We start from the raw sequence: 26,803 nt of genomic DNA on the forward strand, positions 1-26,803 counted from the left end.
GTGCGCCGGGCCTTCACGGTTCGTTCCCCAACCGCCCATTCCCATGAGTTCCGCCGGCAGCTCGGCCGACCTCCTCCTCACCCTGATGGGATACCTTCCCGGCCTCGTCCACGCCATCTGGATCATCGCCCGCCGGTAGTGGCGCCCGTCTCGTCAGGGCTGCAGAACCACGGCCGACCGGTTGACGACTCGTCGATCCGTAGTGCGGCTCATCGAACGCCCCGGATCGACGCGCCGTCTGCGCGTACGATCTTGCGCGTGCTCATCCGGGCGCGGATGGTGCGCCGTTGTTCTTCCTCTCGACACGAACGCGCAGTGGGAACCAGAACACACAACCATGCGAACCTCACGATCGTCTTCCCTTCTTCGGCTCTTTCTCGCGAGTCTTCTGTTCTTGGGCCTGGGCGCCCTCACGACCGTCCACGCACAGGACACCAACGAGGACGCCCCCGGTGACGAGCCGGTTGCGGAGGAACAGGGCGCCGGCTTCTTTGCCGTCGGCACCCAGTTCACCGACCTCGCCCCCCTCAACGACCGCCTCGGGGGCGCCGGCTACCCGACGTTCGCGTCGGAGATGGTGTCCCTCGGCGGCGGGGGCTATGGCGTCGTGGCCAACCGCCTCATGCTGGGGGGCGAGGGGCACGGCCTCCTCACCGCGGACGGCTCCTTTCAGGGGCGAAACGTCTCCGTGGGCGGGGGCTACGGCCTGTTCAATCTGGGCTACCTCTTTCGGCCGGCGTCCGGCCTACGGGTGTATCCGCTGCTCGGCCTCGGCGGGGGCGGCCTCCAACTGGACATCGAGAACGCAGGAACCGCAGACGACTTCGACGACGTGCTAGACAACCCCAACCGCAGCGCCTCGGTGGGACAGGCAAGTTTTCTCGTAAGCCTCGGGGGCGGGCTCGAATACCAGTTCGGCACGCCCGGCGAGGGGCGGACCGCGCGGCTCGGCCTGCGGGCCGGGTACATGGTCTCCGCCCTCCGTTCCGACTGGCAGCTCGGGGACAGCGCCCTGGCCGGCGGGCCGGACGCGTCGATGCAGGGGCCGTTCCTCCGCCTCACCATCGGGGGGATTAGCGACTCGGACGACGAGTAGCGTCTTTTTCCTTATCGGAGGGCATTCGTGCGAAGCCGCCCCACCTGCACGCCCTCTTCCGGATGGGTCCACGCGGCGTAGAGATGCGGGCCGCTCCGCACCAGGCGCGGCATGCCCACGCCCCGCGAGGCGGACGCAAGCGTGGCCATCGGGACGGCGGGTCGGGACGCCCCGTCCGTCGCTATGGCACGCACGCGAAGGGCGGGCGCGCCATCGGCGGACGTGCCGAGCCAGCTCACGGCGACCCGCCCCTCCCCCAGCCACGCCACGTCCACGCGGCCCGTCGGCGTGCCCTTCGCCACGACGATCGGGTCGCCAAACTGCCGCCCCCCGTCCGCCGAGAACGCCACGTTGACGCGCGGCACGCCCCCCGGCGCCGTGTACCACGCCGCGGCCACCCGGTCGCCCGCCGCCGCCAGCGCCGGGCCGTTGACCGGACAGCCCTCGATCCGCCATCCGTCGTCGTGGAGGACGGCGGGGTCGGACCACGACTGGCCGTCAAACCGCACGAGCCGGATGTTGCGAACCTCGTCCGCGGACCGGTCCCGGTACGCCACGAGGGCCTCGCCCTTGGTCCGCACCGCCGTGGTGGGGCAGCACTCGCAGGTGCGGTCGTCCAGCAGCGCCCGCTGCTCCACCGTGCCGGTCGCGTCGAGCACGCCCCCGCGGAGGGTCATCTCGCCCTCGTGTCCGTCACGCCCGGCCATCGTGCGCCCGTCGAGCCAGACGGCCAGCAGGCGATCGTCCGGCCACGGCAGCAGCGAGACGAAGCCGTGCTCCGTCGCCGTCCCGTCGTCGTGCGGCCTGACCGCCGACCGCCACGTGCCCGCCCCGTCGGTCTGTGTAATCTGCACCGCGTAGGCGAGGGGATCGGGGCCGGTACTCCGCAGGTACTGCGCGGCGAGGCGGCCGCTCGGCAGCGGACGGAGGGACGGCACGTCGGCCCAGTTCACGAACCAGTCGCCCCCGCGCGCTGCGGTGCGCGGCGCCGCCCAGCTCGTGTCATCGAGCGTGGCGTAGCGGAGGGCGTGCCGGTCCTCCCCGACCGGCTCGACCCAACTCATCCATACGGTCCCGTCCTCACCGGCATGAAGGTGGGGTTGTCCGCTCTCGGCAGGGGCCGGCCCGTTTAGGCGCGTGCCGGCCTCGGGGGACGCCGACGTGGCGGTGGGGGAGTCGGGATCAGACTGGCAGCCCAGCGCGACCAGCATCCCGGCGAGCAGAAGCCCTCCGAGCCGAAGCGGTCGAGGCAGCGACGGCGCGTATTGAGTCACAAAGCAGCGGGGAATCTCTGAGACGAAACGTCGGCTTGCAGGCTCGTTACGCGTCGCGGACGAAGAAGATGTAGTCCGTGGGCCGGCGGGGCGACATCGGCCTCGCGGAGCACGAGCGCAATCTGGGCGCGGTGGTGCGTGCCGTAGTTCACGACGTCACGACAGCGGTCGCGCAGGGGCGTCTCGAAGCGAGCCCCCGTGGAGTTGGTGTACGCCACGGGCTGATCGAGGGCATCTCCGGACCGCTCTTCTAGCATCGACTGTCAGCGGGCGACACTCGTCCCGGCCCGCTCGGCACATGCCGCCAGGTCTTCGTCGACCCAAAGGGCCAGGTCCGCATGGGCCGTCCCCTCCACACGCCCGAACCACACGTCCTGAACGCGGAGGAGATGGCTGAGGAGCTCCACGGCCCGCACCGGCACGGCCTCGGCCGCCTGCATCGCGTCGAGCATCCGGGCATTGGCCCAGCGGGTGTATCGAAACAGCGTCTGAATGTCGTCGGCCGCGGGGGACTGAGGAGCAGACATGGGCGGGACCAGTCGTGGACAAGATCATTGTGCGCCCAAAATGCACCACCCCGTGGCCCATTTCAACCCCGCGACGTTCATAGCACGCCCGCCCCGAAAGAATCCCGAGATTCTGCAAGTGTCCTTGAACAGTCCGTCGTGCCCGACGTACCCCGATGTGTCACGTCGGTCCCGCGCGGCCCGACCCCTCGTCGACTGATCACTCACGCCTCCGACCGCCCATGCACGACTTTCTCGACCTTCCCGACCCCAACCTCGTCGGCATCACGCTGAGCGATACGCTGACGGAGGACGACTACGAGGCGTTCACCTCGGCGCTCGAAGACCAGTTCGCGGCCCACATCACGACCCGCGTGCTGCTCGTGATGGAGGACGTGGACGACTGGGCCCCGGAGGAACGTTGGGAGGACCTGGCGTTCGACGTCCGCCACCTGAGCGACGTGGACAAGGTGGCCATCGTGAGCGACGACCCCTGGGAGCGCTGGCTGGAGAAAACCGAGGCCCTCTTCCCGATGTCGACGATCCAAACCTACGACGCGGCGGACCAGGAGGAGGCGCTCGACTGGATTCGGGGCGACATGGACGTGCCCGGCGTCGGCCCCGGCAGTTCCTCCGACCCGGAGGCCTCCTTCGCCGACCAGGACGAGTAGCTCCTGTTGGACTGTCCCCACCCGTCCCCGATGTCGTCCCCCGACCTCTCCGACACCGAGGCCGACGTGCTCCGGGCCGTTCAGTCCGAGGCCACCGCCGACCTGTACGACCTCGCCCGGGCGGTGGGCACGGGCCCTCGGGCGGTGCAGGACGCCGTGCGGCGCCTTGCCCAACACGACCTCGTGCACGCGTCGGGGCGTCACGTGCGCTGCACAAACACGGGCGACCAGTGGGTTCGCGCCCACTCGTAGACCGCCGCCGGGAGGGCCCCACCCATCGAAATAGAAGAGGCCCCGCTGCGCAGAACGGGGCCTCGACGGCAATTCGGTGAAGACATCAAGAGCCAACGACCGGACTCGAACCGGTGACCTGTCCCTTACGAGGGGACTGCTCTACCAGCTGAGCTACGTTGGCATCGCGCTGGTATCTTTTTCTCGACGGATAGGCACGAACGGCCCGCAACGGAAGATCCCGGCCGCCCCCTACTTTCACGGTCGATTAACGGTCCAGAGAGCAACGCGCTTTCCGACACTGGGTCCTACGCTCGATGATTCAACTCGACGGCGTTACCAAGCGCTACGGCGACGCCTACGCGGTGCAGGACATTAGCCTGACCGCCGCATCCGAGGCCACAACCCTCCTCATCGGCCCGTCCGGCAGCGGCAAGTCGACCCTGCTCCGCCTGGTGATGGGGCTGACCTCCCCGGACGCCGGCACGGTCACCGTGGCGGGGGACCGGCTCACCCCGGCCACCGCCAGGGCCCTCCGCCGCCGCATGGGGTACGTGATCCAGGAGGGCGGCCTCTTCCCCCACCTCACGGGCCGGGCCAACGCCGCCCTTATGGCCCGCCACCTCGACTGGTCCCGGGAGCGCATCGACGCCCGCATCGAGGAGTTGACCCGGCTCGTCCAGCTCGACCCGGACCGCCTCGCGCAGTACCCGACGGAGCTCTCCGGCGGCCAGCGCCAACGCGTGAGCCTGATGCGCGCCCTCATGCTCGACCCCGACGTGCTCCTGCTCGACGAGCCGCTCGGCGCCCTCGACCCCATGATCCGGGCCGACCTGCAGGACGACCTGCGCGACATCTTCCGGCGCCTCGGCAAGACCGTCGTCTTCGTTACCCACGACATCGGCGAGGCCGCGTTCTTCGGCGACCAGATCGTGCTCCTCCGTGAGGGCCAGATCGAACAGCGCGGCGCCATGGCCACCCTCCTCGACGACCCGGCCTCCCCCTTCGTCACGGACTTCATCCAGGCCCAGCGCGCCCCGTTGGAGCATTTGCGAACTGAGGGTCGCGAATAAGCCATGCACGCCCCCATGCCCCAAAGCGCGAGTCCCATTGTCCGATCCTCGATTTTCAGCGCCCTCCTCTCAATCTTCGTCGTCCTGTCCCTCGCCGCGGCCCCGGCCCAGGGACAGGCGACCGACTCCACCCTCGCCCTCGGCTCCAAGAAATTCACCGAGAACGTCATTCTGGGGTGGATGGGGACGCACCTGATTCGGGCCGAGGGGCTAACCGCCACGCACCGCGAGGAGCTGGGCGGCTCGCGCTTTCTGTGGGAGGCCCTCCGGCGGGGCGACATCGACGCGTATCCCGAGTACACCGGGACGCTTCGCCAGGAGCTGCTGGCCGACGTGGACATTGCCCCCGGCGCCCTGGCCGACACGCTGGCCCGCTACGGCATCGCCATGACCGCTCCGCTCGGCTTCAACAACACCTACGCCCTCGGCATGCGGGCCGACCAGGCCGCGGCGCTCGGCATCGAGTCGATTGCCGACCTGCAGGACCACCCCGACCTCCGGTTCGGCTTCACGAACGAGTTTATGGACCGGTCCGACGGCTGGCCGTCCCTGCGGCGGGCCTACGACCTGCCGCAGTCGGCCCGAGGGCTGGATCATGACATCGCCTACCGCGGCCTCGCCAACGGGGAGATCGACGTGATCGACCTCTACTCGACCGACGCGAAGATCGAGCAGTACGACCTCCGCGTTCTGGAGGACAACAAAGACCACTTCCCCGCCTACGAGGCCCTCTTCCTCTACCGGCGCGACCTGGCGACGCGGGCGCCCGCCGCCGTCACGGCCCTCAAGCGCCTCGCCGGCCAAATCCCGGCCGACACGATGCAGCGGCTCAACGCCCGGTCCAACATCGACCAGACGGACGAGGCGACGGTGGCGGCCGACTTCCTGAATCAGTCGCTCGGCCTCAACGCCACGGCCGACGCCGATACACGGGTGGAGCGCCTGCGCCGGTACACGGCCGACCACCTCGTGCTGGTCGGCCTCTCGCTCGGCCTCGCGATCCTGTTCGGCGTCCCGCTGGGCGTCGTGGCCGCGAAGCGGCGGTTTCTCGGCCCCGGCGTCCTGATCGTCGTGGGCGTCATCTACACCATTCCGGCGCTCGCCCTGCTGGCGATGATGGTGCCACCGCTCGGCCTGGGGCGCGTGCCCGCCGTGACGGCCCTCACCCTCTACAGCCTCCTCCCGATCGTGTGGACCACGTACACGGGCCTGAAGGACATTTCGGGGCCGCTGCGGGAGTCGGCCGACGCGCTGGGGCTGTCGGCCCCGGCGAAGCTGTGGCGGGTGGAGCTGCCGCTGGCCGGGCGGTCCATCCTCGCGGGCATCAAGATCGCCGTCATCATCAACATCGGCGCGGCCACACTCGGGGCCCTCATCGGGGCGGGCGGCTACGGCCAGCCCATCCTCACCGGCATCCGGCGGGCTAACCTGGGCCTCATCCTCGAGGGCACCGTCCCGGCGGCGGTGCTCACAATCCTTGCGCTGGGCCTGCTGGAGGGCCTGGAGCGCGGCCTGCTGCCGCGGTCGATGCAGTCGTGATACCCCGCGGCTCACCCGACGCAAAAGTAGCGGTCGTGGTGGCGCGCGCAGTTGGGATTGAACGCCGCCCCGCATGCCGGACACGTGTGGTCGGCGTCCAGGTACTGCTCGATCGTCAGCACTGTCCGGCACCGTCCACACAGGACGGCCGACGCGTTAAACTGATCGTGCGGCCACCGCTCGGGAGGGTGGGTCGCCGTCTCTTCGTGGCATCTGTGGCACGGGTAGAACACGTCGCAGCACGCAAAGCGGATGGCAATGACGTCCCGCGGGCCGTGGTAGTGGGCGCAGCGCGTCTCCGGCCCCACGTCGACGCCGCGGACGGGCACGTCGAATCGAGGGTCCGAACCCGGCCCGCGGGTGGTGCACCGCGGGCCCCATCGGTCGGACGGAGAATCGTCGGCGGTCATCGGAACGCAGAGGGGTCTATTCGTCGCGGAAGCCCGTCGCCATGGCGTGGCGCTGCCCTCGAAGCAGCCGGCCGAGGCCGCGGGTCCAGAGCGGCACCGCAAGGAGCCCCAACACCCCTAGGCCCGCTGCGATGAGAAGCGTTGTCGACAGCCCCATCCCCACCACGAGCCCCACCGGCAGGCCCATGATCGGTAAAACAGCGAGGAAGTGGTACGTGGAGGTGCCCTGGTAGTTGAAAAACGTGCTCTGACCAAGCTGAAGGGGCGTCCGCGCCCACACCCCGAGCCCCAGTAGGACGGGGGCGCACACCCCGAGATTGTAGAGAAGAAGGCCCCCGAGCGGCGCGAGAAACGGCGGACGCAGCGCCGCAATGAGGGGACTGATGAGGGCGAGAGGGCCCACGCACAATCCAGTGAATGTGAGGAGTTGCGCCTGCACCAGTGAACGCGGCGCTACCGCACGGGCGAGGAGCCCGTCGAAGTGGGCCCCGTGCCAGGCGTAGCTGAATTGCGTGTAGGTCAGTCCCAAGTTGCCACTCAACAAGAAGCCAAAGATTACTTTGTTCATCGGCGCAACCGTTCCCCCAACCAGGGGAATGAGGAGGAATGGCCCGAGCACCAAGAGCCCGGCGGCTAGCATCTGCCGCGGCCGCTTGTTGCGCAGGATGAGCTTCAGGTCCAGCAGTGCCAGCGACGCCACGCGGCCCCACCCACGGCCTCGCCCCCGAAGCGCCGCGCCGGCGTGCGTGTGGCCCTCCTCCGTGTCGCCCAGCACACTGTAGAGGCGCCCCCGCAGCGCCCGGTGGGCCGCCACGGACATTCCGGTTGCGCCCCCAATCAACACAAGAAGAGGCGCGATCCGCCCCGCCGCCAGCCCTCCAAAGAGCCACGCAGACGCGGATTGGAGCAGTTGTCCTCCCGTCCAGTAGCCCCCCGCCACGACGACCGCGAGAAGGCCGGCCGCGCCGAGCACGAACCCGGCGTGTCGGTCCCACACGGCCCGGAGGAGGCCGTTCAGAAACTGCGTCGTCGCCACCAGCAGGAGCGCCCCCACGGCCCAGCACGCCGCCCCCACCGCCGAGGTCGCAGGACGCACCGTGCTCCCCCACAGCGACGCGAGGACGACGACCGGCAGCAGGTTCAGCAGGCTCAGAGACGAGACCACCTGCAGGATGCGGACGATCCGCGGCCGCCGAAGGGGAAGATGCAGATACGGCCGCACGTCGCTCCCGGCGGACCGCTGGAGGAAGAAGCGCATCGGGACGAGCCCCACCGCGCCGTATAGCAGAAATTCGTTGAGCAACCGCAGCGGATCCTGCCCCGGTGCCACCTCCGCCACGACCTGCGGATAGTACCACCCGGCCGCCACGAAGAGGGACCCAAAGTACGCGGCCGCCAGCAGGAGGAGCAGGCCCCCAATCAGGCTGCGGCCAAAGGTCGGCGAGCGGGTCTGTTGATGCCACTGGTGGCGGAGGACGTCAAGAAGCGTCATGATGAATCAGCTGCATGGCGGGACGCGTCGACAGGGACCTCTTCGTTTCTGTTCTCGTCTCAGATCGGCTCGTTCTCCCGGAAGGCCTTCAGCATCGCGTGCCGGTGGCGGTTGAGTTGCTGGGCAAAGGGCTCCGGCCGCCAGGCGGCCCCCCCGATCCCGAACACGCCCACCGCACACAGGCTCCCGCCGACGATCCACCAGGCGCCGGTTGCATCTGCCAAGATCGGTGACGCAATGAGTACGAGAAGAGGAGGGAGAAGCACCAGTCCCCGCATCGACCCCGACGGGTTCATCGAAAAGTGCGACGCCGACAGGTCGACCGGGGTGCGGAAGCGCGGCCCGAAGTACACGGTACTGGGCACCATCACGCCCCACCAGTAGAGCGTGCAGCCCACCAGGAACGCCACGTACCGGAGCGGGACCCAGGGAAGTAACGTCGGAAGAAGAAGGGTGGCTGGAATGAGACCGGCCCAAAGCAGCGCTAACTTCGAAATCGCAATGTGCGATAGAGGGGTCGGACGGGCAAAGAGCCCATCGATGTGCCCGGCCGAGATTCCGTAGACGGTATACCCAATTGCGAAGAACGGGCCTCCGATTCCCCAGAGCACGATGTTCATAAGCACCTCTGACTCTACCGTCCCTGTCATGACGAGTTGCGCGCCCGCCCATCCATAGAAGAGCACCATCAGCCCGAGTATGGTCGCGGTGGCGCCCCGGAGCCGCCGCGTTCGGACGACCTGCCGCAGTTCCAGCGCCACGAGGGTGCCCGCCGGCAGGGTTTGTTCGATCCACTGGTAGACCGACGCGGCCCGCCGGGACGGTCCCCCAATCTGAGCGACCGTCCGCCGATCGACCTCCAGTCGCGCCCGCATCACTCGTATCATCAGCGCATGCGTAGAGCCTACGCCGCAGGCCGTGGCAATCAGCCCCCCTTCCGGTCGGCCAAATAGGAGCCGGGAGAGCCCACGAAAGAGGTCGGGGCCCACCCCCGCGTCGGCCACGAAACACAGCGCGATCCCGGCCAGCACGCCCACAAAGCCCCAGGGCCGCCGCCCCAGGAACAGGTGCAGGAGGATTGCCCCGTGGCTCGCGAGCACCACCGTCAGCAGCAGCGCCGTGGCGAGCCACGCGCCCGCTGCGACCGGCGACCACGCCGTCGCGATCTCCGCCGCCCACACGGGAACCACCAGTACTACCGCAAACACCGTGTGCACCGACAGGAGCGACAGGAGCGCCTGCCCATTGAGCAGTCCCCTCCGCGACACCGGAAGCACCGCGTAGGATGCCACCCGCTCCGACGGGGGCGACTGCAGAAGGAAACGGCTCGCCATCAGGGCGGGCACGAGGTACAGCATCCCGCCGTTGATGAGCGCCAGCGCATCGGCCTCCGGGAAGAGCTCCCGCAGCACGTCGCCCAGCACGTAGCTGCCCAGCCCCAGTGGCGCCAGCAGGAGCACCAGGAGGCCGACCAACACGACTTGGCCGGCTACCGTGCCGGTGCCCCACCTCGGGTCGCGCAGCCAGCGCGTCACGCGGTGCCGCAATAGAAAACGAATCGCGCGCATGCCAACAAATCTGCATCGGTCTTGCGGGTCGAGTTCCCCGTTCTCAATCGCCTCCCCCAACACACCGGCCGACAACCGGGAGAGTGGAGCACGTCACCAGCGCAGGCGCATGGATCAGACCGACTCATTCGCCCGAAAACCCGCCAGCATCGCGTGCCGGTGGGACGCAAGCTGTCGGGCGAGTACCCCCGTGGTCCAGGGAAGGGCCAGAAGCCCGATCAGGCCCGCTCCCCCGAGAACCGCCCCTGCAGTCCACCAGACCCCGGCGGCGTCTGCGACCGCAGCGGCAATCATGGGCGCAAACAAGAGCGGGTACACCGCAATGCCGTGGAGGGTGCGAACGCTGATCGTAAATGCGCTGGCGCTCGTGTCTACGGGCTTCCGAAGCCGAGGCGCGACGTAGACGAGCGCCGGCACCAGGATCCCGCTCCACCACAGCGCGAAGCCGAGCAGAAGGCTCGACTGCGCGGGCGACAGCCACGGGAGAAACGCCGGGAGCAGAAGCGTGCCGGGGAGGATCCCCAGCCAGAGGAGGACGAGTGTCGCCTTCACGATGCGGCGGGGCGCGTGGGGCCGCGCGAACAATCCGTCGGCATGCCCCGCCGCAATCCCGAAGACGATGAACCCGAGCCCGAACGTAGGGCCCAACCCGAACAGGCCGATGAGGAACAGCGAACGCGCAACATCACCATAGACTCCTCCGAGCGCAGCACCGTACCAGACGATCACGAGCGCAAGCCCGTAAAGACCAAGCCCCCGCAGCCGCCGTGTCCGCGCGACCTGCCGCAGGGTCAGCGCCACGAGGCGGCCCGCGGGCAGCGTCCGCTCGACCCACCGGTAGAAGCCAGCCTGTCGGCGTGAGGGACCTCCCGTCCGCCGCCCCGTCCGCCCGTCCACTTCCAGCCGTGCTCGCATTGCCCGCAACAACGCAGCATGCGTGCCGCCCACGATGCCAACTGCCACGGCCAGCCCGAGGGCCGGTCGCCCAAACAGAACGCGGGAGAATCCACGGAAGAGGTCTGGGCCCAGCGTCGCGTCGGCCGCGAAAAACAACGCGATCCCCGCTAGTGCGCCGGCCGTTCCCCACGGCCGTCGGCCTAGCAGCAGGTGAAGCAGGTTTGCTCCGTGGCTCGCCAGCACGATCGTCAACAGCAACGCGGCAACGAGCCACGCTCCGGCCCCGACTGGTGTCCATGCCGTCGCGATTTCCCTCGCCCACACCGGCCCGACCAGCACCACGGCGAAGACCGTGTGCAGCGACAGCAGGGACAATGCTGCCTGCCCGTTGAGGAGACCGGTCCCCGAAATGGGAAGTGACACGTACGGCGCCACATGCTCCGATGGCGGCGGTTGCGTCAAGAACCGACTCGCCATGAAGACGGGCACCAGGTAGAGCATCCCGCCGTTGATGAGGCTCAGGGCGCTCGCCTCCGGGTACAATTCCCGCAACACCTCGCCCAGCACGTAGCTTCCCAGCCCGAGCGGCGCGAGCAGAACCAGCAAGAAGCCCAGCAACACGACCTGGCCGGCCACCGTGCCGGTGCCCCACGTCGGGTCGCGCAGCCAGCGCGTGACGCGGTGTCGAAGCAGAATTCGAAGCGCGCGCATTCGAGGCGTGCTGTTGAGGTCAGGAGCCGGCTCGATGCCATGTCCCTACGCATCGGCGGGCGTGGTTTCCTTCGGCCGAATCGCCTCCGCGAAGTAGGTCGTCAGGTCCTCCAGCGTGTCCGGGTCCGTCGGCTCGTCGCGCACGATCTCTCCACCCTCCAGGATCGCAATGCGGTCGCTCACGTCGGTGACGTGTCCCAGGTCGTGGCTGGAGACGAGCATCGTCGTGTCCCCACGGCGCGCCTGCAGCAGCTCCTTGAGTTGGATCTGCGACCGCGGGTCGAGGCTCGCGAACGGCTCGTCGAACACGAGCAGGTCCGGCGCTGGCAGCAGCGCGGCGACGAGGCCCGCCTTGTTCTTGTTGCCGGTCGAGAGGTCGCGGATGTACTTGGTCGTCTCCCCGATCGGCTCGTCGACGTAGAAGTCCGCGAACTGCGTGAGCCGCTCGTCGACCTCCGCCTCGCTCAGGTCGTAGGTCTGGCCCACGAAGTGCCAGTACTCGTCGGGCGTGAGGAAGTCGATCAGGAACGAGGGGCCGAGGTAGGAGCCGGTGCGCGTTTTCCAGTCGAAGGCGCTGGCCACATCGTCGCCGTCGAGCCGCACCTGCCCGTCATCGGCGCGGATCAGGTCGAGGACGAGGCGGAGAAAGGTGGTCTTGCCCGCCCCGTTGTTGCCGACGAGGCCAAGGGCCGTGCCCGGCTCAACCGTCAGGTCGGGGATGGACAACTCAAACTCGTCGTAGCGCTTCGTGAGGGCGTTGGCGGTCAGGCGCATGGTGGAGCGGGACGGTTGGTTGTGAACATGATCGAGCACGGACTGCGGTGTAACATGAACGCCCGGACGCGCAGACGCCAATGTGGGGCGCGCCGTGCATTCGACGATCCCGAAACAGTGTAGGCATCAGTCGTCTCGCCTCCAACCCCTCCGTTCGTATTCTGCGCCTCCCGCGCTCCCCCCGCCCTTCTCACTCCCGCGACGCCCGGAAGCCGCGCAGCATCGCGTGGCGGTTGTAGTCGTACAGCCGCGTGAGGCCGCGCAACCAGACCGGCAGTGCAAGCAGCGAAAGGAGCCCGAGTGCAGCCACCCCACCAAACTGGAGGACCAGGCGGTCGAACGAGAACAGAAACAGAAAGGGAACGACGAACAGCGGAAACGTGACGGCCACGCGTCCGCCGGAGAAGTTGGTCTGGATAAACGACCGCTGGTCAATCTCGAGGGCTTTCCGATTGAAGGTCGCACCGGCAATCATGGCGGGCACCACGACCCCGGCATTGTACAGGAAAAACGTGGTGTGCACAATCAGAAACGGATTCTGCGACAGAAGCAACGTCGGAAGCGGGACCAAGAAGCAAAGGAGGGTTCCCACCTCCAGAAAAAGCAACTTCCCGCCCATGCGATGACGGGCAGAGACGGGGCGGGCCTCGCAGGCTTCCACCCCCGTGCCTTCGTAGCTGAAGAGGTTCTGGCCGTGGTAAATCGCGAACACCCCCGTTGCGAACAGTCCGGGGAAGACCGTCATGTTGATCAGTTCCATGGGCGGGGCTGCCCGCAAATCTGCTACCTCGATCGGGGAGACGGAAAATCCAGAAATGACCAGAACGAAGAAGAGCGCAGTGAAGAACGTCCAGCGGGTTTGGGCATTGCGAAGCAGGAGCCGCGCCTCCAGGACGGCTTCCCGCCAGGCGGGCCCCCGCCGCGCCAGCCGATCGAGCCACTCGCTCGAGGTTCGCGACGAGGCCCGCCGCCGCGAGCGGTCCATGACCATGGCCCCCCGCAGCCACCGCGTGTACCCCCCCACGAGGCCGACGAGACCAAGCGCGGCAACCGACGTGGGCAGCACGTCTCCCCGCACGACCCCGCCGAAGAGCCACGCCGACACGTCCACCAGCGAGACGAGCCCGACGCCCAGGTCGACCGCCTCGATGGCCGCGGCCGCGACGAGCAGGCCCACGGCCCCCGCCGCCCGAAACGGACGGTCCGACACCGCGCGCCGGAGCATCGGCGCGGCGTAGGTGACCGCCGTCAGCACCCCGAGGCCCGCAAGCCCGAAGCGCAGGGCCGCGCCGCCCGTCCCGTTCAGTGCCCCCTCCACACCGACCGCAACAATGAACGCCAGTGGCACCGCATTCCAGAGGCTCAAAGGCGCAAAGACTGCCAGCAGGCCCGCGAGGGCGGAGCGGCGCACCGGGAGGGCCTGATAGGGGCGCGGATCAACCCCGAGCCCGGATTCCATCACCACCCGTAGCGCCGCGTAGCCGAGGCCGAACGGGAGCAGGCCCTTCGCCGCCACGAGGAGCGGGTCGGCGCCCGGCGCGACCTCCCGCACCAGATCGTCGAACACCAGCCCGACGAGCACGAGCCCCCCACCCAGATACAGCGCCAGGAACCCGCCGAGAATGAGCGAAAGGGCCCGCCGCCCGACGAACGGGGCACGTACGGCGGCCTGGAGGCGGTGATAAAGAAGGGATAACAGGGTCACAGCTGGAAGGGAGTGGCGAACGACGGCCAGCGATTGGATCTACTCAGAACGTACCAACGACTCCGCGTTCGTCCGTGCGGCCTTCTCGTGCTCGACGTAGGGAGCCGGTTCGCGGAGTGCGCCGCCGCAGAGCCGAACGATCAAGATCAACAGGCCCGTTGCGGCGACGAAGCACACACTTCCGAATACCCATTCGTTTGTCACGCCGGTCACGGCAGTGAATCCATCCTCCACCGGCAGCCCCCCGAAGAGGTTGATGCCATTGCCCAGTGCGTGTACCGCGATCGGGATCCACAAGCTCCGCGTGCGAAGATACAGGAGCGTGGTGACCCCGGCAAAGACGAAGGCGCCCAGCACGTGGCCGTGCATGAGCGCAAAGGGAAGGGCCGCGGCGAACAGTGCCCCCACCGGCGCGCTCCACGCGTGCGCCCACCGCTGATACACCAGCCCGCGCCACAGCACCTCCTCGACGAGCGCGGCAGCGATGACGCCGGACCCGATCAGCCGGAGATACGCCCCCATCCCGGACGGCTCCTCCACGACGTTCATCGTGTACCGGTCCGCAAGGGCCGGTGCCACCTCCTTGAGCCACGGTAGCAGGAGGTGAAGCTCCGCACTCTCGAACAGGTCCAGGGCGAGCACGCCCAGCAACACGAGCCCCCAGGATGTCCACTGCGTCGGCACCGGGCCGAAAACCGCCGATACGCTCAGCCCCTGCCATCCGACCATCTGGACCCCCCAGCCTCCCGCCGCAAACAACACGATTCCCATTCCCAGCACCCCAGCCGAGACGTCGTTCCCGACCTCGGCGCCCGTGGTTACGAGGAACGTGACGGCGACGAGGAATGCCCCAATCGCCCACAGCGCAAAGTGACGGACGCGGATGCGGTCAAGCGCCGTGTCGGATGTGGACGCCGGAGAGGCATCCGGAGCGGACGCGGATGAATCGTTGGGGAGCGGACCCATCGGCCGACGTGGACGGACGTGTGCGGAAGCGGCGTGCGGTGGAATGGGGCGACGAGGCCAGAACCGTGTCGTCTTCGTTAGGCAATTTCAAGCCGTCCGTCCAGCTCTCCGGAGGGGTGATCGATCTCGGCACTCGCCGGCAGGCGGCCGACCAGCTTTTCAATCAGATCATCGCTTCCTTGGATTTTTCGGTGGAAAGTCAGGGCCGGATCGACGTCGGACGAGCTGTAAAGCTCGACGCTGGCCCCACCGATAAAGACACGACGCACCTCGTCGAGACGGACCTCCTGGCCCGCCCGCAACGGCCCCGTCTTTCGGAGCCGGTCCTCGGTCAGATGGAGTTCCGACAGAAGAGTGGGGACCGACGTGACCCCGCACACCAGCGCTGTGGCCAGGCCCGCATACGCGCCCCAGTTCACTTCGGACAGTCCACCGGTGACTGCCACCCAGCCAACGGCCCCGACCGCAAGGAGGACGAGGCCTCCCGTTCCGTACGCCAGCCACCGGTAGGGCATCCCGTAGCGATACACCTCTACATCACTTGGACGGGGACGATCGGGCAACTCAGCGTCCCGATCTCCTGAGCGGGTGTTCATGCCGGAAGGAATGTTAAGAACAGAGCTTGAGCGTCTGAACTGAAAACCAGAAGGCGTATATTTTTTGACTCTCGAATGTTTCAGTTGGGAGAGCTGCTTAGGGGACGCCTGCTCGCCTCGTCCCTCACTCATTTCGATTCATTTTTCGGTAGCGGATAGATGTTAAGTGATGGCTTCGTTGTACCACTCCACGAACAGTTTCGTCGTCAGATGGAGCATCCGTTCTGACTCGGAGGCCGCTCGCGTCCGGCGGACATACCGGGCCAGCTTCTGGCGCAGTCGCCCGAAGAATCTTTCCACGTGGGCCATCTCACCACTGGACTTTCCGACCTGCCGGTGGCTGGGGTCGCCCGCAAACACTGGGCGATAGGACTTCCAGAAGTCGCTGAAGCTTCTGCCCTGACGGTATTCCTCCGGAATCCGGCTCCAGAGCCGAGCACAGGTTCTGGCCGAACGGTCTCCGATCACAAATGCCACGACCTGCCGGGTTCTCCGGCACAGAGCAACCCACAGCCACCGTTTATTCGCCCGCTCTCGGACATACGTCCAGCATTCATCGAGTTCAAGGACATCGCCTTCCTCAGCAGGCCGGAGCCCTTCGGCTACTGAATCGGATTCTCGTCCCTTTTTTTGAGCCACCGGGTCAATGTATTGCGGCTGATGCCGAATATCCGGCTGATTGCCCGCTTTGACCCGCGCTCGCGGTAAGCACGGAGGATTTTCTCTTTCTCCTCCTCGGAGTAGCCTCGCGGCTCTGGATCGAGAACCTTGTGCGCTCCACAGTCCTTGCAGTGATACTGCTGAGAGCCGCTAGCGCTGTGTCCGTTTTTGACGATGTTCGAGGAGCCACACTCTCTACACTCGTAAGTCTCTTTGATCATCGGATAGACCAGGCTGGTGGGCCAGACGCGACGCAGTTCAAACAGAAAGACTCACTACTTGTTGAGCCGCTACCCATTTTTCCAAGGGGAACGGCACCGGATTCGCCTCCGTCCCGTTTTCTTTCGCCACTGCGCTCCCACCCATCTTTCATGACGATGCCCGACCCCATCGAGGATCTCCGCACTCACCTCGCCCCCATCGAAGACCTGAAGGCCGCCGCCACGGTGCTCCGGTGGGACCAGGAGACCTACATGCCGGACGGCGGCGCCGAGGCACGCGCGCAGCAGCTCTCGACGCTCCAGTCCACCGCCCACGAACGCTTCGTGGCCGAGGAGACGGGCACATTGCTCGACCGCGCGGCCGACGCCGTGGGCGACGCCGCCCCGCTCGACACGGACGCAGCCCTCGTCCGCGTGACGCGGCGCGACTACGAACGGGCCGTGCGCGTCCCGTCCTCGCTCGTGGCGGAGCTGTCGAAGGCCAAGTCCCAGGCCCAGCAGGCGTGGACCCAGGCCCGTCAACACGACGACTTCTCGCGGTTCGCCCCGCACCTGGAGCGGCTCGTGGACCTGTCCGTGGAAAAGGCCGAGGCCATCGGCTACGCGGACGCGCCCTACGACGCCCTGCTCACCGCGTACGAGCCGGGCCGCACCACCGCCGAGGTCGCGTCGCTGTTCGGCACCCTGCGCGACGACCTCGTTCCCCTCGTCGACGCCATCGGCGACGCGCTGCCGATCGACGATACCATCCTCCGCGGCACCTATCCGCAGTCCGACCAGCGGGCCTTCGGGCGCTCGGTGATCGCGGACTTCGGCTACGACTTCGACCGCGGGCGGCAGGACGTGTCGGCCCACCCGTTCACGATGTCCTTCGCGCCGAACGATGTGCGCCTCACCACGCGCTACGACGAGGACAACGTGGCCTCGGCCCTCTTCTCCACGATCCACGAGGCGGGACACGGCCTGTACGAACAGGGCATCGACCCGTCGCTCGCCCGCACACCGCTCGGCGACGGCACCGCGCTCAGCACCCACGAGTCGCAGGCGCGCCTTTGGGAGAACCACATCGGCCGCAGTCGCCCGTTCTGGCGCCACTACCTGCCGGCGCTCCGAGATCGCTTCCCCAGCGCCCTCGGCGACGCGGCCCTGGAGCCGTTCTACCGTGCCATCAACCGGGTGACGCCGTCCCTCATCCGTGTGGAGGCCGACGAGGTGACGTATCACCTGCACGTCATGCTCCGCTTCGAATTGGGGCGCGGCCTCATCGACGGAACCCTCTCCGTCAACGACCTCCCCGAGCGGTGGAACGAGGCGATGGACACCTATCTCGGCGTGGTGCCGGAGACGGACGCGAACGGCGTGCTGCAGGACGTGCACTGGTCGCAGGGCGCCTTCGGGTACTTCCCCACCTACACGCTCGGCACCCTCACGGCGGCCCAGCTCATGGAGGCGATCCAGGACGACCTTCCGAGCCTGTCCGAGCAGGTTGCCAACGGTCGCTTCGATCCGCTGCTCGACTGGCTCCGCTCTCACGTCCACCGGCACGGACGCATCCTAACGGCCCCCGATCTCTTGGAGCGCGCCACCGGCGCCGAGCTGTCGGCCGACCCGTGGCTCCGCTACGCCGAGAACAAGTTTGGGGCGCTGTACGACCTTGCTTAACCATTCCCTCGCATGCTCCTCCGACATAGCACAGCCCAGCAGACGGAGGGCCTGCCGGGCTGTGGCCATTCGACGAAATGGGGAAGCGGACGCTACTGCGAGGAGGCGGGACGAACCGATACCTCAATCACGTCGCTCGGTGCGGGGTAGCTGAATCCGTCGTTGCTCCCGCTCACTTGCGTAACGGAGCCTTCTCCGTTCGGCCCCGTGTTCAATTCGGACTGTCGAGGGGCCTGATCGAGCCCAACGCCCGGCTCCTGATCGCCCTCCGTGCCAGCGTCGTAGAGGCCGACGTTGATCGTCCGGTTGATCGGCTGGTCGTTGTTATCGAACAGGGCGATTCCCTCCTGCGGAGTCGCGTAGAAGAGGTCGTTCGACTGGATGTACATGGTGGCGAGCGAAAGCCGGTCGCCGGGCGTTGCGTTTACGGTGAACGTGACGCTGTTGCCCGGAGTGATGGGGCCGCTCCCGAATGCATCGATGCTCTCGATGCCGTCGGCGCCCGTCAGGTCGGCCACGAGATTGCTCGCGGGGGAGCCGGCGTCCCCCTCCACCGCCCCGTTCGGGCGCCCGTCCTCGGCGATGGCTTCGATGCCGCCGGAGGCCTGCGCACCGGTTTCGAAGAGGGATACCTCGTCCGAGTGGACGGCCACGGCACCGGGCGACAAGGGGACGGTGACGCCGGTGATGTCCTGAAGGGTCTGGACGTGGTTCCCCGCCGGGGAGCCGGAATCGCCGTCGAGAGCGCCGTTCGGACGGCCGTCTTCGGCGATGGCTTCGATCCCCCCGCCGGCCGCCTCTCCGGGGCTGTGGCCCGGGTACGTCACGTCATTTCCATTCATTGGATTCTGGTCCCAGTGCACGGCGTAGGAGCCGGGGGAGAGGGGAACGGGCTTGCCGTTGACGGTCGCGCCCTGGTTCCGGATGGTGACGGTAAATGCCACGCCGCCGTCCTCGTGGGACGCGCTTTCGACGGTCACCTTGACGACGTCCTCGGTGGCCGGGTAGCTGAAGTCGTCGTTCTCCAGACGGCCATCTCCGTCCTCGTCCACAACCTCGACGACGCTACCCTCCCCATCGGGGCCCGTGTCGAGGGCGCTCTGGCGCGGGGCTTGATCGGATCCGCTGCCGGGTGTCTGGTCCCCTTCCGTCCCGGCGTCGTACAGGCCCACCTGTGCCGTCACGTCACGGGGGCTGTTCTGCCCGATCGGGGTTCCATTTTCGAACAGGGACAGCCCGCCCGGCTCGAAGGCGTAGTACAGGTCGTTCGACTGGATGAACATAGTGGCGAACGACAGCTTCATCCCCGTCCCCGGGAGTTCATCCGGTCCGGCCGTGAACGTGAACTGAAAGGCTTCTCCGGGTTCGAGGGGAGGAACGTTGTTGTTGTCGTCAATCACGTCCGCCGGGGTAAAGGCCCCACTTTTCAGCGCGGGACTGCCCGAGCCAACGTTTTCGACCGTAACTTCGAAGGCGTCAGGATCGGCTGCCCCGCCGTTTCCCGTGCTGTCGCACCCCGCAAGGACGAGGGCAAAACAGCCGATCCACGAGAAAGCAAAGAGGAATCGTGAGAAGGTAGACTGTAGCGTCATTGGTGCTCATGTCGGAATTGGGAAAGAAGTCGCGTGTGACTGGACGAGACAAGACATCTTCGTACTCTCATCCAATTCGAAAAGCTAACATTCCCATTGTCCGACAGAGGCGCCTCACGCAAGGCTAACGTCTCCTCACAATCGAATGACGTTTTCTCACGGTTCTATAACACGCGCTCCCGTTGGGGAGCGGGGACTGGGGTCATTCCGGGTGTGTGATCGGTGACTCGACCGGCAGGCAGAAGCGAAAGCTCGTTCCCTCCCCCACCGTACTCTCCACCTCCAGGGTGCGGCCGTGGAGCTCCAGGATCGTCTTGGCGATGGCGAGGCCGAGGCCGGCCCCGCCCCGGTCCCGGTCCCGGCTCTTGTCGACCCGGTAGAAGCGCTCGAAGATGTGGGGCAGGTCGTCCTCCGGGATGCCGGGCCCCGTGTCCGCCACCGCCACACAGACCTCGCCCTGCTCATTGTCGAGCCGGACGCGGACCTGTCCCCCCTCGGGGGTGTAGTGGATCGCGTTGTCGATGAGGTTCGACAGGGCCCGCTCCACGAGGCCGATGTCCGCCTCGACCCGGGCGTGGCGCTCCGGCAGGTCGGCCCGCAGGTCCACGGCCTGCTCCTCCGCTCGGGGCTCGTACTGCATGACCACGTCCTGCACGAGCTCGGCGATGGGGAAGGCCTCGATCGTCGGCTCGACCTGCTTCGTCTCCAGCTTCGACAGCTCGAAGAGCTCGTTCACGAGCGTATTGAGGCGCTTCGTATTCCGGAGCGCCGTCTTCACGTACCGCTGGCGCTCCTGTGGAGGAAGGTCGCCGTCCTTCATGTGGACGGTCTCCAGGTATCCCTGAATGGACGCGATGGGGCTGCGCAGGTCGTGCGACACGTTGGCCACCAGTTCGCGCCGCATGCGGTCGGCCTGCCGCAGCTCCTCCATGGTCTCTTGCAGGTTGTCGGCCATGCGGTTGAAGCACGTGCCGAGCCGCCCAATTTCGTCGTTCGAGGTGACGTCCACCCGGCGACCGAACGCGCCTGCCTCGAAGTCGGCCACCACGTCCTGCATGGCCCGCAGGCGCTGCGTGAGGCGCCGAAACAGCAGCAGGCCCACCCCGGCGGTCACGAGGATGACGAGCCCGAGGCCCCAGAGGGCCGTCTGCAGGATGTAGCTCTCCCCCACCATGTTGGCCACCGAGGCGTACTGCTCACTGCTCAGAATGACGTAGAGGTAGCAGCCCGTGCGGCCCATAATCTCGATGTGGGCGGCCGAGAAGGGCTTCTCGGTCCCCGCCGTCATCGGGTCGTCGCCGAGCACGGGAAGGTCGCCGCCCTTCAGGAACCGACGGACGGGCGCGAGGTCGATGCGGCGCTGCTCGATCTGGGCGTCGGGCACCGCGAACGACGCCTTTAGGGCCCCATCGCGCTCCAGCAGGTAGATCTCGATGCGCCGGTTGATGCCGGTCATGTCCTGGATGGTGGCCTCGATGGCCTCCGTGTCGATGCTGTCTCTCAGGTGAGGCTCGAAGCGGGGCACCATCTCCTCCGCCAGGGTGCGGTTGAGCTTCTGTTCCACCTCGCTGGCGTACTGCCGGGCGGCCCGCACCCCGAAGGTCGCGAGGATGACCCCGAGTCCCACGATCAGCACGAGGAAAAGGGCGCTCAGCTTGGCGTAGAAGCTGTTGGGCATGGGGATTCAGAGGTGCGTGCTGGGTGAACCTGTGGCGTGGGGCGGCAGGAAGAACCAGAGACAGTCAAGATTTAAAGGGTCGTATTGCGTAGTGCGTATTGCGTAGGTGGCCCCGAACCACGAAATACTCAATACGAGATACGCAATACCCGTTACACATCACGCGCCGCCAATTCCTCCCGCTCGGCGAACCGGTAGCCCACCCCCCACACCGTCTTCACGTACCGGGGCTCGGAGGGGTCCGGCTCAATCTTGTTGCGGAGGCGGTTGATGTGGGTGTTGACGGTGTGGCTGTACCCGCTGTACTGGTAGCCCCACACCTCGTCGAGCAGCTCGTCGCGACTGAAGGCCCGCCCCGGGTGCCGGGCAAAGAGAAGCAGCAGCTCGAACTCTTTGCTCGTAAGGTCGACGGCCTCCCCCTCGACGGTCACCTTGCGCTTTTCCGGCTCAACGACGACCTTCCCGAGCTCAATGGGCGTGTCGTCGGCCTGCCCCTGCGTCTCCTGGTCCACCTCCACGCGCCGAAAGAGGGCCTTCACCCGGGCCAGCACCTCGCGGATGCTAAACGGCTTGGTGATGTAATCGTCGGCCCCCAGCTCCAGCCCCAGCACCTTGTCCACCTCTTCGGTCTTGGCCGTCACCATGAGAATGGGCGTCGGGCACTTCTCCTGGCGCAGCCGGCGGCAGATGTCGAAGCCGTCGGTGCCGGGCAGCATGATGTCGAGGACGATGAGGTCGTACGCCTCGGTCAACGCCCGCGCCAGCCCGTCGTCGCCGTCCCCAACCACGTCGACCGCGTGCCCCGCGTCGGTGAGGTGCAGCTCCAGCAGGTCCGCGATGTCGTCGTCATCCTCGACGAGCAGAATGCGCTTCTCGGCGGCGGTCGTCACGGGCGGACGGGCGGTGGGTTGCGAAACAGGCGGTTTCTCGGGTTCGTCGGTCGCACGGGACGCAGTGTTACGGAGGCACGGCGCCGATGGTTATCTCGCTCGTCTCCGGCCTACGTCCTCACCCACGCTTCCAGAAACGTGTGCGCGGCGGGGTTCGTTGTCCATGCAATCATTGTCGTACGAACACTTCTCTGCCTATGTCTGAGCCCACCATTCAGGACTGGTCGCTTCACTCCTGGCGCGAAAAAGACGCCCTCCAGCAGCCCACCTATCCCGACGAGGCGGCGCTGGAGGAGAAGCTCGACCACGTCGCGGCCCTCCCCCCACTCGTCACGTCGTGGGAGGTCGAGAACCTCAAGGCGGAGATCGCCCGGGCCGCGCAGGGGGACCGGTTTCTGCTGCAGGGCGGGGAGTGTGCGGAGTCGTTCGGCAACTGCCGGGCCGACGTCATCACCGGCCGGCTCAAGATTCTGATGCAGATGAGCCTCGTGCTCACCTACGGGCTCAACACGAGCATCGTGCGGGTCGGGCGCTTTGCGGGGCAGTACGCCAAGCCACGCTCCTCGGACACCGAGACGCACGACGGCACGACGCTCCCCAGCTACCGGGGCGACATCATCAACGGCCCCGAATTCTCGGCGGAGGCGCGCCGCCCAGACCCGGAGCGGATGGTGGAGGCCTACTCCAGCTCCTCCCTCACCCTCAACCTCGTACGGGCCCTCGCCGAGGGGGGCTTCGCGGACCTGCGGCACCCGGAGTACTGGGACCTCGACTTCATGGACCACTCGCCGCTCGCGGAGGAGTACCACGCCCTCGTCGACGCGATCGGGGACACGATCGACTTCGTCGAGGCCGTGACCGAGCAGGAGCTCGACTCCCTCGAAAGCGTCACGTTTTACACGAGCCACGAGGCGCTGCTGCTGCCCTACGAGGAGGCCCTCTCCCGCTCCGTCCCGCACAAGGACGGCATCTACAACCTCGGCACGCACCTGCCGTGGGTGGGCAAGCGCACCAATCAGGTCGACAACGCCCACGTCGAGTACGCCCGGGGCATCGAAAACCCGGTGGGCCTCAAGGTGGGGCCGGACATGACGCCGTCGAGGCTCAAGACCCTCGTCCGCACGCTCGACCCCGAGGACGAGCCGGGCAAGCTCACGCTCATCTCGCGCCTCGGGGCCGACACGATTGGCGACCGGCTGCCCGCCCTCGTCGAGGCGGTGCAGGCCACCGGCCAGTCGGTCCTCTGGATCGCGGACCCGATGCACGGCAACACCGAGACGACCGACGACGGCACCAAGACGCGCCACTTCGACAACATCCTGGGCGAGCTGGAGCAGGCCCTCGACGTCCACGCGGCCGAGGGGTCGCACCTGGGCGGCGTACACTTCGAGCTCACCGGCCGGGACGTCACCGAGTGCATCGGCGGGGCCCGCGGGCTGAGCGAGGCCGACCTCGGGCGGGCCTACGAGTCGCGCGTCGACCCGCGGCTCAACTACGAGCAGTCCCTCGAGATGGCCTTCAGCATCGTCCGCAAGTACCGCCAGCTGCACGGGTGAGTCCCCCAGGCGCACGCCGGCCGGCCGCTACAGCGAGACGCTAAACTCCTCGTCCGCCCCGAAGGAACGCACGAGCGCCGCGTAGAGCTGCACGCAGTGCTCGATGTCTTCGGTGTCGGCCACCTCGACGGTCGAGTGCATGTAGCGGAGCGGCACGGACAGAAGCACACTGGGCACGCCGCTGCGGGTCTTGAAGATGGAGTCGGTGTCGGTGCCGGTGCGGCGGCTGCTCGGCTCGTGCTGGAGCGGAATGTCCTCGGCGTCGGCCACCTCGATGACGCGCTCCACGAGCTGCGGGTGGTTGGACGTGCCGTGCGTCACGGTCGGCCCCGCCCCGAGCTCAACGTCGCCGTGCTTGGTGCTGCTGATGCCCGGCGAGTCGGTGGCGTGGGTCACGTCGAACGCGATCGCGGCGTCCGGATCGAGGCGGTGCGTAATCATCTTCGCCCCGTGCCCCCCAATTTCTTCCTGCACCGAGTTGGCCGCCTGCACCTGCCACGCCGGGCGCTCCTCCGCCAGCCGCGCCACGGCCTGCGCGAGGATGAAGCCGCCGAGTCGGTTGTCGATGGCGCGGGCGGTGATGCGGGTGTCGGTCAGCTCGGTCGGGCCCACGTCGAACACCATCGGGTGGCCCACCCGGATGCCGCGGTCGTGCACCTCCTCCTCGTCCTCGGCCCCGATGTCCACGAACAGCTCGTGCACCTTGGGCACCTTTTCGTTCTTGGTGTCGCGGATGTGGATGGCCGTGTTGCCCACCACGCCGGTGACCGGCCCGTCGTCCCCGAGGATGCGCACACGCAGCCCCCGCGCGATGGCGCGGTCGGAGCCGCCGATGCGGTTGATGTGGATGAAGCCGTCGTCGGTGATGTGGCGCACCATGAACCCGATCTCGTCGGCGTGCGCGTCGAGCATGACGCTCGGGGCATCGTCGGCCGTGCCCTCCAGGCGGGCCCAGGCCGTGCCGTACGCGTCGGCCTCCACCGCGTCGGCGTGGTCGCGCACGTACTCGGTCCACACGCGCTGCCCGGGCGCCTCAAAGCCGGTGGGGCTCGGGGTGTCCAGAAGATCGAAGAAGAACGATTTCGCGTCGTCGGTCATGCGGACGGAAGGAATGGGTGAACGGAATCGTAGGCGTCGGACTGGATGCCGTCTTCTATACGGGACGCCCCCGCGTGGTGTCCGGCGCCCGCATCAAATTTCGGCATGCCCGACGGTTTCCAACCCGACCGTCACAGCCCCGTCGCCCGTCCCGGGACCAATACGAGAAGAAAGAGCTATGTTATAGTCGCTTCTCAGACACCGTTCTCGTGCGTTCTCCCTTCCCCGATTCATCCCGCCGATCATGCAGACGACAACGGACCGCACCTACCACATGCTTATTGTGGAGGACGACACCGACATCCTCATGGGGCTCGAAGAGTATTTTGAGCTCGAAGACTACGAGGTGGACACGGCCGAGGACGGGGAGACGGCCCTCCAGAAAATGAAGGACATGGACAAGTGCGACGTGGTCCTCCTCGACGTAATGCTGCCCGAGAAGGACGGCTTTGAGGTGCTCGAGGAGTCGCAGGAGATGGGCTTCAGCGCCCCCGTTCTCATGATTACGGCCCGCGGGGAGCAGGAGTCGAAATTGAAGGGGTTCGGCCTTGGGGCGGACGACTACATCACCAAGCCGTTCAATGTGGAGGAGCTGGCGGCGCGGGTGAAGGCCATCCTCCAGCGCACCATGCCGCCCGCCGAGGCCCCGATGGACGTCTACGAGATCGGGGACGTGGAGGTCAATTTCTCGACCCACGAGGCGTACCGGAACGGCGACGAGCTGAACTTCACGGCCCTGGAGTTCGACATTTTGCGCTACCTCATCCAGCACAAGGGCCGCACCGTCACGCGCAAGCAGCTGCTGCGGGACGTCTGGGGCATCGACGAGAACATCATCACACGGACGATTGACCGCCACATGGCCTCGGTCCGCAAGAAGATCGAACCGGACCCGTCCGACCCCACCTACATCGAGACGGTCTACGGCATCGGCTACCGGTTCGACGAGGAGTAGTCCGTCTGGACGCCCCGCCCCCCTGCCCCTACACCGTCTCCTGCTCGGACCCTGTCGTCCGCTCGGCGCCCTCCAGTTTGTACCCAATTCCGTACACGCTCTGGATGGGCCACTCGTCTTCCGCCTCGCCGTCCATGACGTCGCGGAGGGCGTTGACGTGCCGGTCGATGGTGCGCGTCTCCACCTCGGTGGGCAGGTCCCACACGTCGCGGAGAATCTGCTCACGGGTGGCCGTGCGGCCGCGCCGGCGCAGCAGATAGGCGAGCAGTTTGTACTCCAGGTCTGTGAGGTCGACGGGCTCTCCGTCCCGTGAGACATCGTCCTCTTCGAGATCCACGCGGAGCCCCCCGACCCGAAAGGTTCCGGTTTCGTCGGTTGCCTCCGCCTCCCGACGAAGCAGCACGTCGATCCGTGCCACCAGCTCCTCCGTCTCGAACGGCTTCGTTAGGTAGTCGTCGGCTCCGACCTGGAAGCCCCGCATCTTGTGCTCGTGGTCGCCGAGGCCCGTGAGCATGAGCACCGGCGTGCGGACCCCGTCGTCCCGGGACTGCCGGAGCACTTCGAAGCCGCTGAGGTCCGGCAGCTTCGCGTCGAGCACGATCAGGTCGTACCCCGGGAGCCGTGTGGCCTCTTCCAGGGCCGTTTCTCCCGTCTCGGCGAGCGTGACCTCGTAGCCCTCGGATTCCAGGTAGAGCAGAAGACTCGTGCTAAGCTCGCTATCGTCCTCGACGACGAGAAGAGAGGGGCCTTCGGGGTCGGAGTCGGACATGGAGGCAAAAGAAGTTAGGCAAAGAGAAGAGTCGGCGCGGAGCTAGGTAGCCCATACGATACGAAGCACGGTACGCTTCCGACAGGGCGCCCGATCCTATTACCCTCTCGCAACAAGAGAAGCTGGTTCAACGGATTCATATCCCTCCGGCCCCGTTGGGAGCCGTCCCGACCGCATTCCTCCTGCATTCGGCCGGGGGCCCGGTCGGCAAAC

General features: G+C 67.2%; 26 protein-coding genes and 1 tRNA gene. 9 read left to right on the top strand and 18 right to left on the bottom strand.

Going from position 1 to position 26,803, the window contains the following annotated elements; genetic code table 11:
* Positions 1–43: 43 nt before the first annotated feature.
* Both SRU_RS12930 and SRU_RS12935 read left to right on the top strand, forming a co-directional pair.
* On the top strand, positions 44–139 hold the full coding sequence (locus SRU_RS12930) for a YqaE/Pmp3 family membrane protein (RefSeq protein WP_011405180.1): 96 nt from the start codon (positions 44–46) through the stop codon (positions 137–139).
* 198 nt (positions 140–337) lie between these two features.
* Positions 338–1,096, top strand: coding sequence for a hypothetical protein (locus SRU_RS12935; protein ID WP_103016719.1), 759 nt, complete (start codon positions 338–340; stop codon positions 1,094–1,096).
* An 11-nt stretch (positions 1,097–1,107) separates the two neighbouring features.
* On the opposite strand, the gene SRU_RS12940 is transcribed toward SRU_RS12935, so the two are convergent.
* The 3 genes from SRU_RS12940 to SRU_RS12950 are packed head-to-tail and all read right to left on the bottom strand — an operon-like array spanning position 1,108 to position 2,897.
* Complete coding sequence (locus SRU_RS12940; protein WP_164923646.1) at positions 1,108–2,370, bottom strand: hypothetical protein; 1,263 nt, start codon at positions 2,368–2,370, stop codon at positions 1,108–1,110.
* Positions 2,367–2,627, bottom strand: a complete 261-nt coding sequence (locus SRU_RS12945) for a DinB family protein (RefSeq protein ID WP_011405183.1) — start codon at positions 2,625–2,627, stop codon at positions 2,367–2,369. Before SRU_RS12945 ends, SRU_RS12940 begins: the two co-directional genes overlap by 4 nt.
* Before the next feature lie 6 nt (positions 2,628–2,633).
* Positions 2,634–2,897, bottom strand: a complete 264-nt coding sequence (locus tag SRU_RS12950) for a hypothetical protein (RefSeq protein WP_011405184.1) — start codon at positions 2,895–2,897, stop codon at positions 2,634–2,636.
* A 221-nt stretch (positions 2,898–3,118) separates the two neighbouring features.
* Between SRU_RS12950 and SRU_RS12955 the strand changes: the two genes are divergently transcribed.
* Both SRU_RS12955 and SRU_RS12960 read left to right on the top strand, forming a co-directional pair.
* Complete coding sequence (locus SRU_RS12955; protein ID WP_237701750.1) at positions 3,119–3,547, top strand: STAS/SEC14 domain-containing protein; 429 nt, start codon at positions 3,119–3,121, stop codon at positions 3,545–3,547.
* Positions 3,548–3,577: 30 nt separating this feature from the next.
* Entirely contained in the window at positions 3,578–3,799 is a 222-nt protein-coding gene (locus tag SRU_RS12960; protein ID WP_237701751.1) for an Lrp/AsnC family transcriptional regulator, read from the top strand.
* Between the two features lie 90 nt (positions 3,800–3,889).
* Here SRU_RS12960 and SRU_RS12965 read toward each other — a convergent pair.
* Positions 3,890–3,962 (bottom strand) — tRNA-Thr (locus SRU_RS12965).
* Between the two features lie 133 nt (positions 3,963–4,095).
* Here SRU_RS12965 and SRU_RS12970 point away from each other — a divergent pair.
* A complete protein-coding gene (locus SRU_RS12970; protein ID WP_011405187.1) occupies positions 4,096–4,851 on the top strand; it encodes an ATP-binding cassette domain-containing protein in 756 nt (251 codons plus the stop codon).
* A 15-nt stretch (positions 4,852–4,866) separates the two neighbouring features.
* Complete coding sequence (locus SRU_RS12975; RefSeq protein WP_011405188.1) at positions 4,867–6,390, top strand: glycine betaine ABC transporter substrate-binding protein; 1,524 nt, start codon at positions 4,867–4,869, stop codon at positions 6,388–6,390.
* 11 nt (positions 6,391–6,401) lie between these two features.
* Here the strand turns inward: SRU_RS12975 and SRU_RS12980 are convergent, their stop codons facing one another.
* The 9 genes from SRU_RS12980 to SRU_RS13020 form a co-directional block, all read right to left on the bottom strand.
* Positions 6,402–6,800: a CHY zinc finger protein gene (locus tag SRU_RS12980; RefSeq protein ID WP_011405189.1), complete on the bottom strand. Its 399-nt coding sequence runs from the start codon at positions 6,798–6,800 to the stop codon at positions 6,402–6,404.
* A gap of 16 nt (positions 6,801–6,816) precedes the next feature.
* The gene (locus SRU_RS12985) at positions 6,817–8,292 is read right to left on the bottom strand and encodes a DUF5687 family protein (RefSeq protein WP_011405190.1); all 1,476 of its coding nucleotides are present in this window, start codon (positions 8,290–8,292) and stop codon (positions 6,817–6,819) included.
* 59 nt (positions 8,293–8,351) lie between these two features.
* Complete coding sequence (locus SRU_RS12990; protein WP_011405191.1) at positions 8,352–9,860, bottom strand: DUF5687 family protein; 1,509 nt, start codon at positions 9,858–9,860, stop codon at positions 8,352–8,354.
* A 114-nt stretch (positions 9,861–9,974) separates the two neighbouring features.
* Positions 9,975–11,468, bottom strand: coding sequence for a DUF5687 family protein (locus SRU_RS12995; RefSeq protein ID WP_011405192.1), 1,494 nt, complete (start codon positions 11,466–11,468; stop codon positions 9,975–9,977).
* Between the two features lie 45 nt (positions 11,469–11,513).
* A complete protein-coding gene (locus SRU_RS13000) occupies positions 11,514–12,242 on the bottom strand; it encodes an ABC transporter ATP-binding protein (RefSeq protein WP_162891552.1) in 729 nt (242 codons plus the stop codon).
* Positions 12,243–12,432: 190 nt separating this feature from the next.
* A complete protein-coding gene (locus tag SRU_RS13005) occupies positions 12,433–13,947 on the bottom strand; it encodes a DUF5687 family protein (protein WP_164923649.1) in 1,515 nt (504 codons plus the stop codon).
* 39 nt (positions 13,948–13,986) lie between these two features.
* Positions 13,987–14,913 carry a CPBP family intramembrane glutamic endopeptidase gene (locus SRU_RS13010; protein WP_011405195.1) on the bottom strand — a complete coding sequence of 309 codons (927 nt, stop codon included), beginning with the start codon at positions 14,911–14,913 and terminating at the stop codon, positions 13,987–13,989.
* Between the two features lie 77 nt (positions 14,914–14,990).
* Positions 14,991–15,509 carry a hypothetical protein gene (locus SRU_RS13015; RefSeq protein WP_164923650.1) on the bottom strand — a complete coding sequence of 173 codons (519 nt, stop codon included), beginning with the start codon at positions 15,507–15,509 and terminating at the stop codon, positions 14,991–14,993.
* A gap of 162 nt (positions 15,510–15,671) precedes the next feature.
* Positions 15,672–16,390, bottom strand: a protein-coding gene (locus SRU_RS13020; protein WP_076611408.1) for an IS1-like element ISSru3 family transposase whose coding sequence is annotated in 2 segments (ribosomal slippage) — positions 15,672–16,139 and positions 16,142–16,390 — 717 coding nt in all. Because the reading frame shifts where the segments join, the coding sequence is not laid out codon by codon here.
* A 156-nt stretch (positions 16,391–16,546) separates the two neighbouring features.
* Between SRU_RS13020 and SRU_RS13025 the strand changes: the two genes are divergently transcribed.
* Positions 16,547–18,052 carry a carboxypeptidase M32 gene (locus tag SRU_RS13025; protein ID WP_011405197.1) on the top strand — a complete coding sequence of 502 codons (1,506 nt, stop codon included), beginning with the start codon at positions 16,547–16,549 and terminating at the stop codon, positions 18,050–18,052.
* Between the two features lie 92 nt (positions 18,053–18,144).
* Here SRU_RS13025 and SRU_RS13030 read toward each other — a convergent pair whose 3' ends face one another.
* From SRU_RS13030 to SRU_RS13040, 3 genes are all read right to left on the bottom strand, one after another.
* On the bottom strand, positions 18,145–19,644 hold the full coding sequence (locus tag SRU_RS13030) for a spondin domain-containing protein (protein WP_011405198.1): 1,500 nt from the start codon (positions 19,642–19,644) through the stop codon (positions 18,145–18,147).
* Between the two features lie 202 nt (positions 19,645–19,846).
* Positions 19,847–21,322, bottom strand: coding sequence for a sensor histidine kinase (locus SRU_RS13035; RefSeq protein ID WP_164923652.1), 1,476 nt, complete (start codon positions 21,320–21,322; stop codon positions 19,847–19,849).
* 152 nt (positions 21,323–21,474) lie between these two features.
* Entirely contained in the window at positions 21,475–22,212 is a 738-nt protein-coding gene (locus tag SRU_RS13040; RefSeq protein ID WP_011405200.1) for a response regulator transcription factor, read from the bottom strand.
* 197 nt (positions 22,213–22,409) lie between these two features.
* On the opposite strand from SRU_RS13040, the gene SRU_RS13045 reads away from it, so the two are divergent.
* Positions 22,410–23,768, top strand: a complete 1,359-nt coding sequence (locus SRU_RS13045; protein ID WP_011405201.1) for a class II 3-deoxy-7-phosphoheptulonate synthase — start codon at positions 22,410–22,412, stop codon at positions 23,766–23,768.
* A gap of 27 nt (positions 23,769–23,795) precedes the next feature.
* Here SRU_RS13045 and SRU_RS13050 read toward each other — a convergent pair whose 3' ends face one another.
* A complete protein-coding gene (locus SRU_RS13050; RefSeq protein ID WP_011405202.1) occupies positions 23,796–24,866 on the bottom strand; it encodes a M42 family metallopeptidase in 1,071 nt (356 codons plus the stop codon).
* A 244-nt stretch (positions 24,867–25,110) separates the two neighbouring features.
* On the opposite strand from SRU_RS13050, the gene SRU_RS13055 reads away from it, so the two are divergent.
* Entirely contained in the window at positions 25,111–25,821 is a 711-nt protein-coding gene (locus SRU_RS13055; protein ID WP_013062678.1) for a response regulator transcription factor, read from the top strand.
* A gap of 28 nt (positions 25,822–25,849) precedes the next feature.
* Here SRU_RS13055 and SRU_RS13060 read toward each other — a convergent pair whose 3' ends face one another.
* Positions 25,850–26,590: a response regulator transcription factor gene (locus SRU_RS13060; RefSeq protein ID WP_011405204.1), complete on the bottom strand. Its 741-nt coding sequence runs from the start codon at positions 26,588–26,590 to the stop codon at positions 25,850–25,852.
* Positions 26,591–26,803 lie beyond the last annotated feature (213 nt).

Origin of the sequence: Salinibacter ruber DSM 13855 (genome assembly GCF_000013045.1) — a bacterium.
GTDB lineage: Bacteria > Bacteroidota > Rhodothermia > Rhodothermales > Salinibacteraceae > Salinibacter > Salinibacter ruber.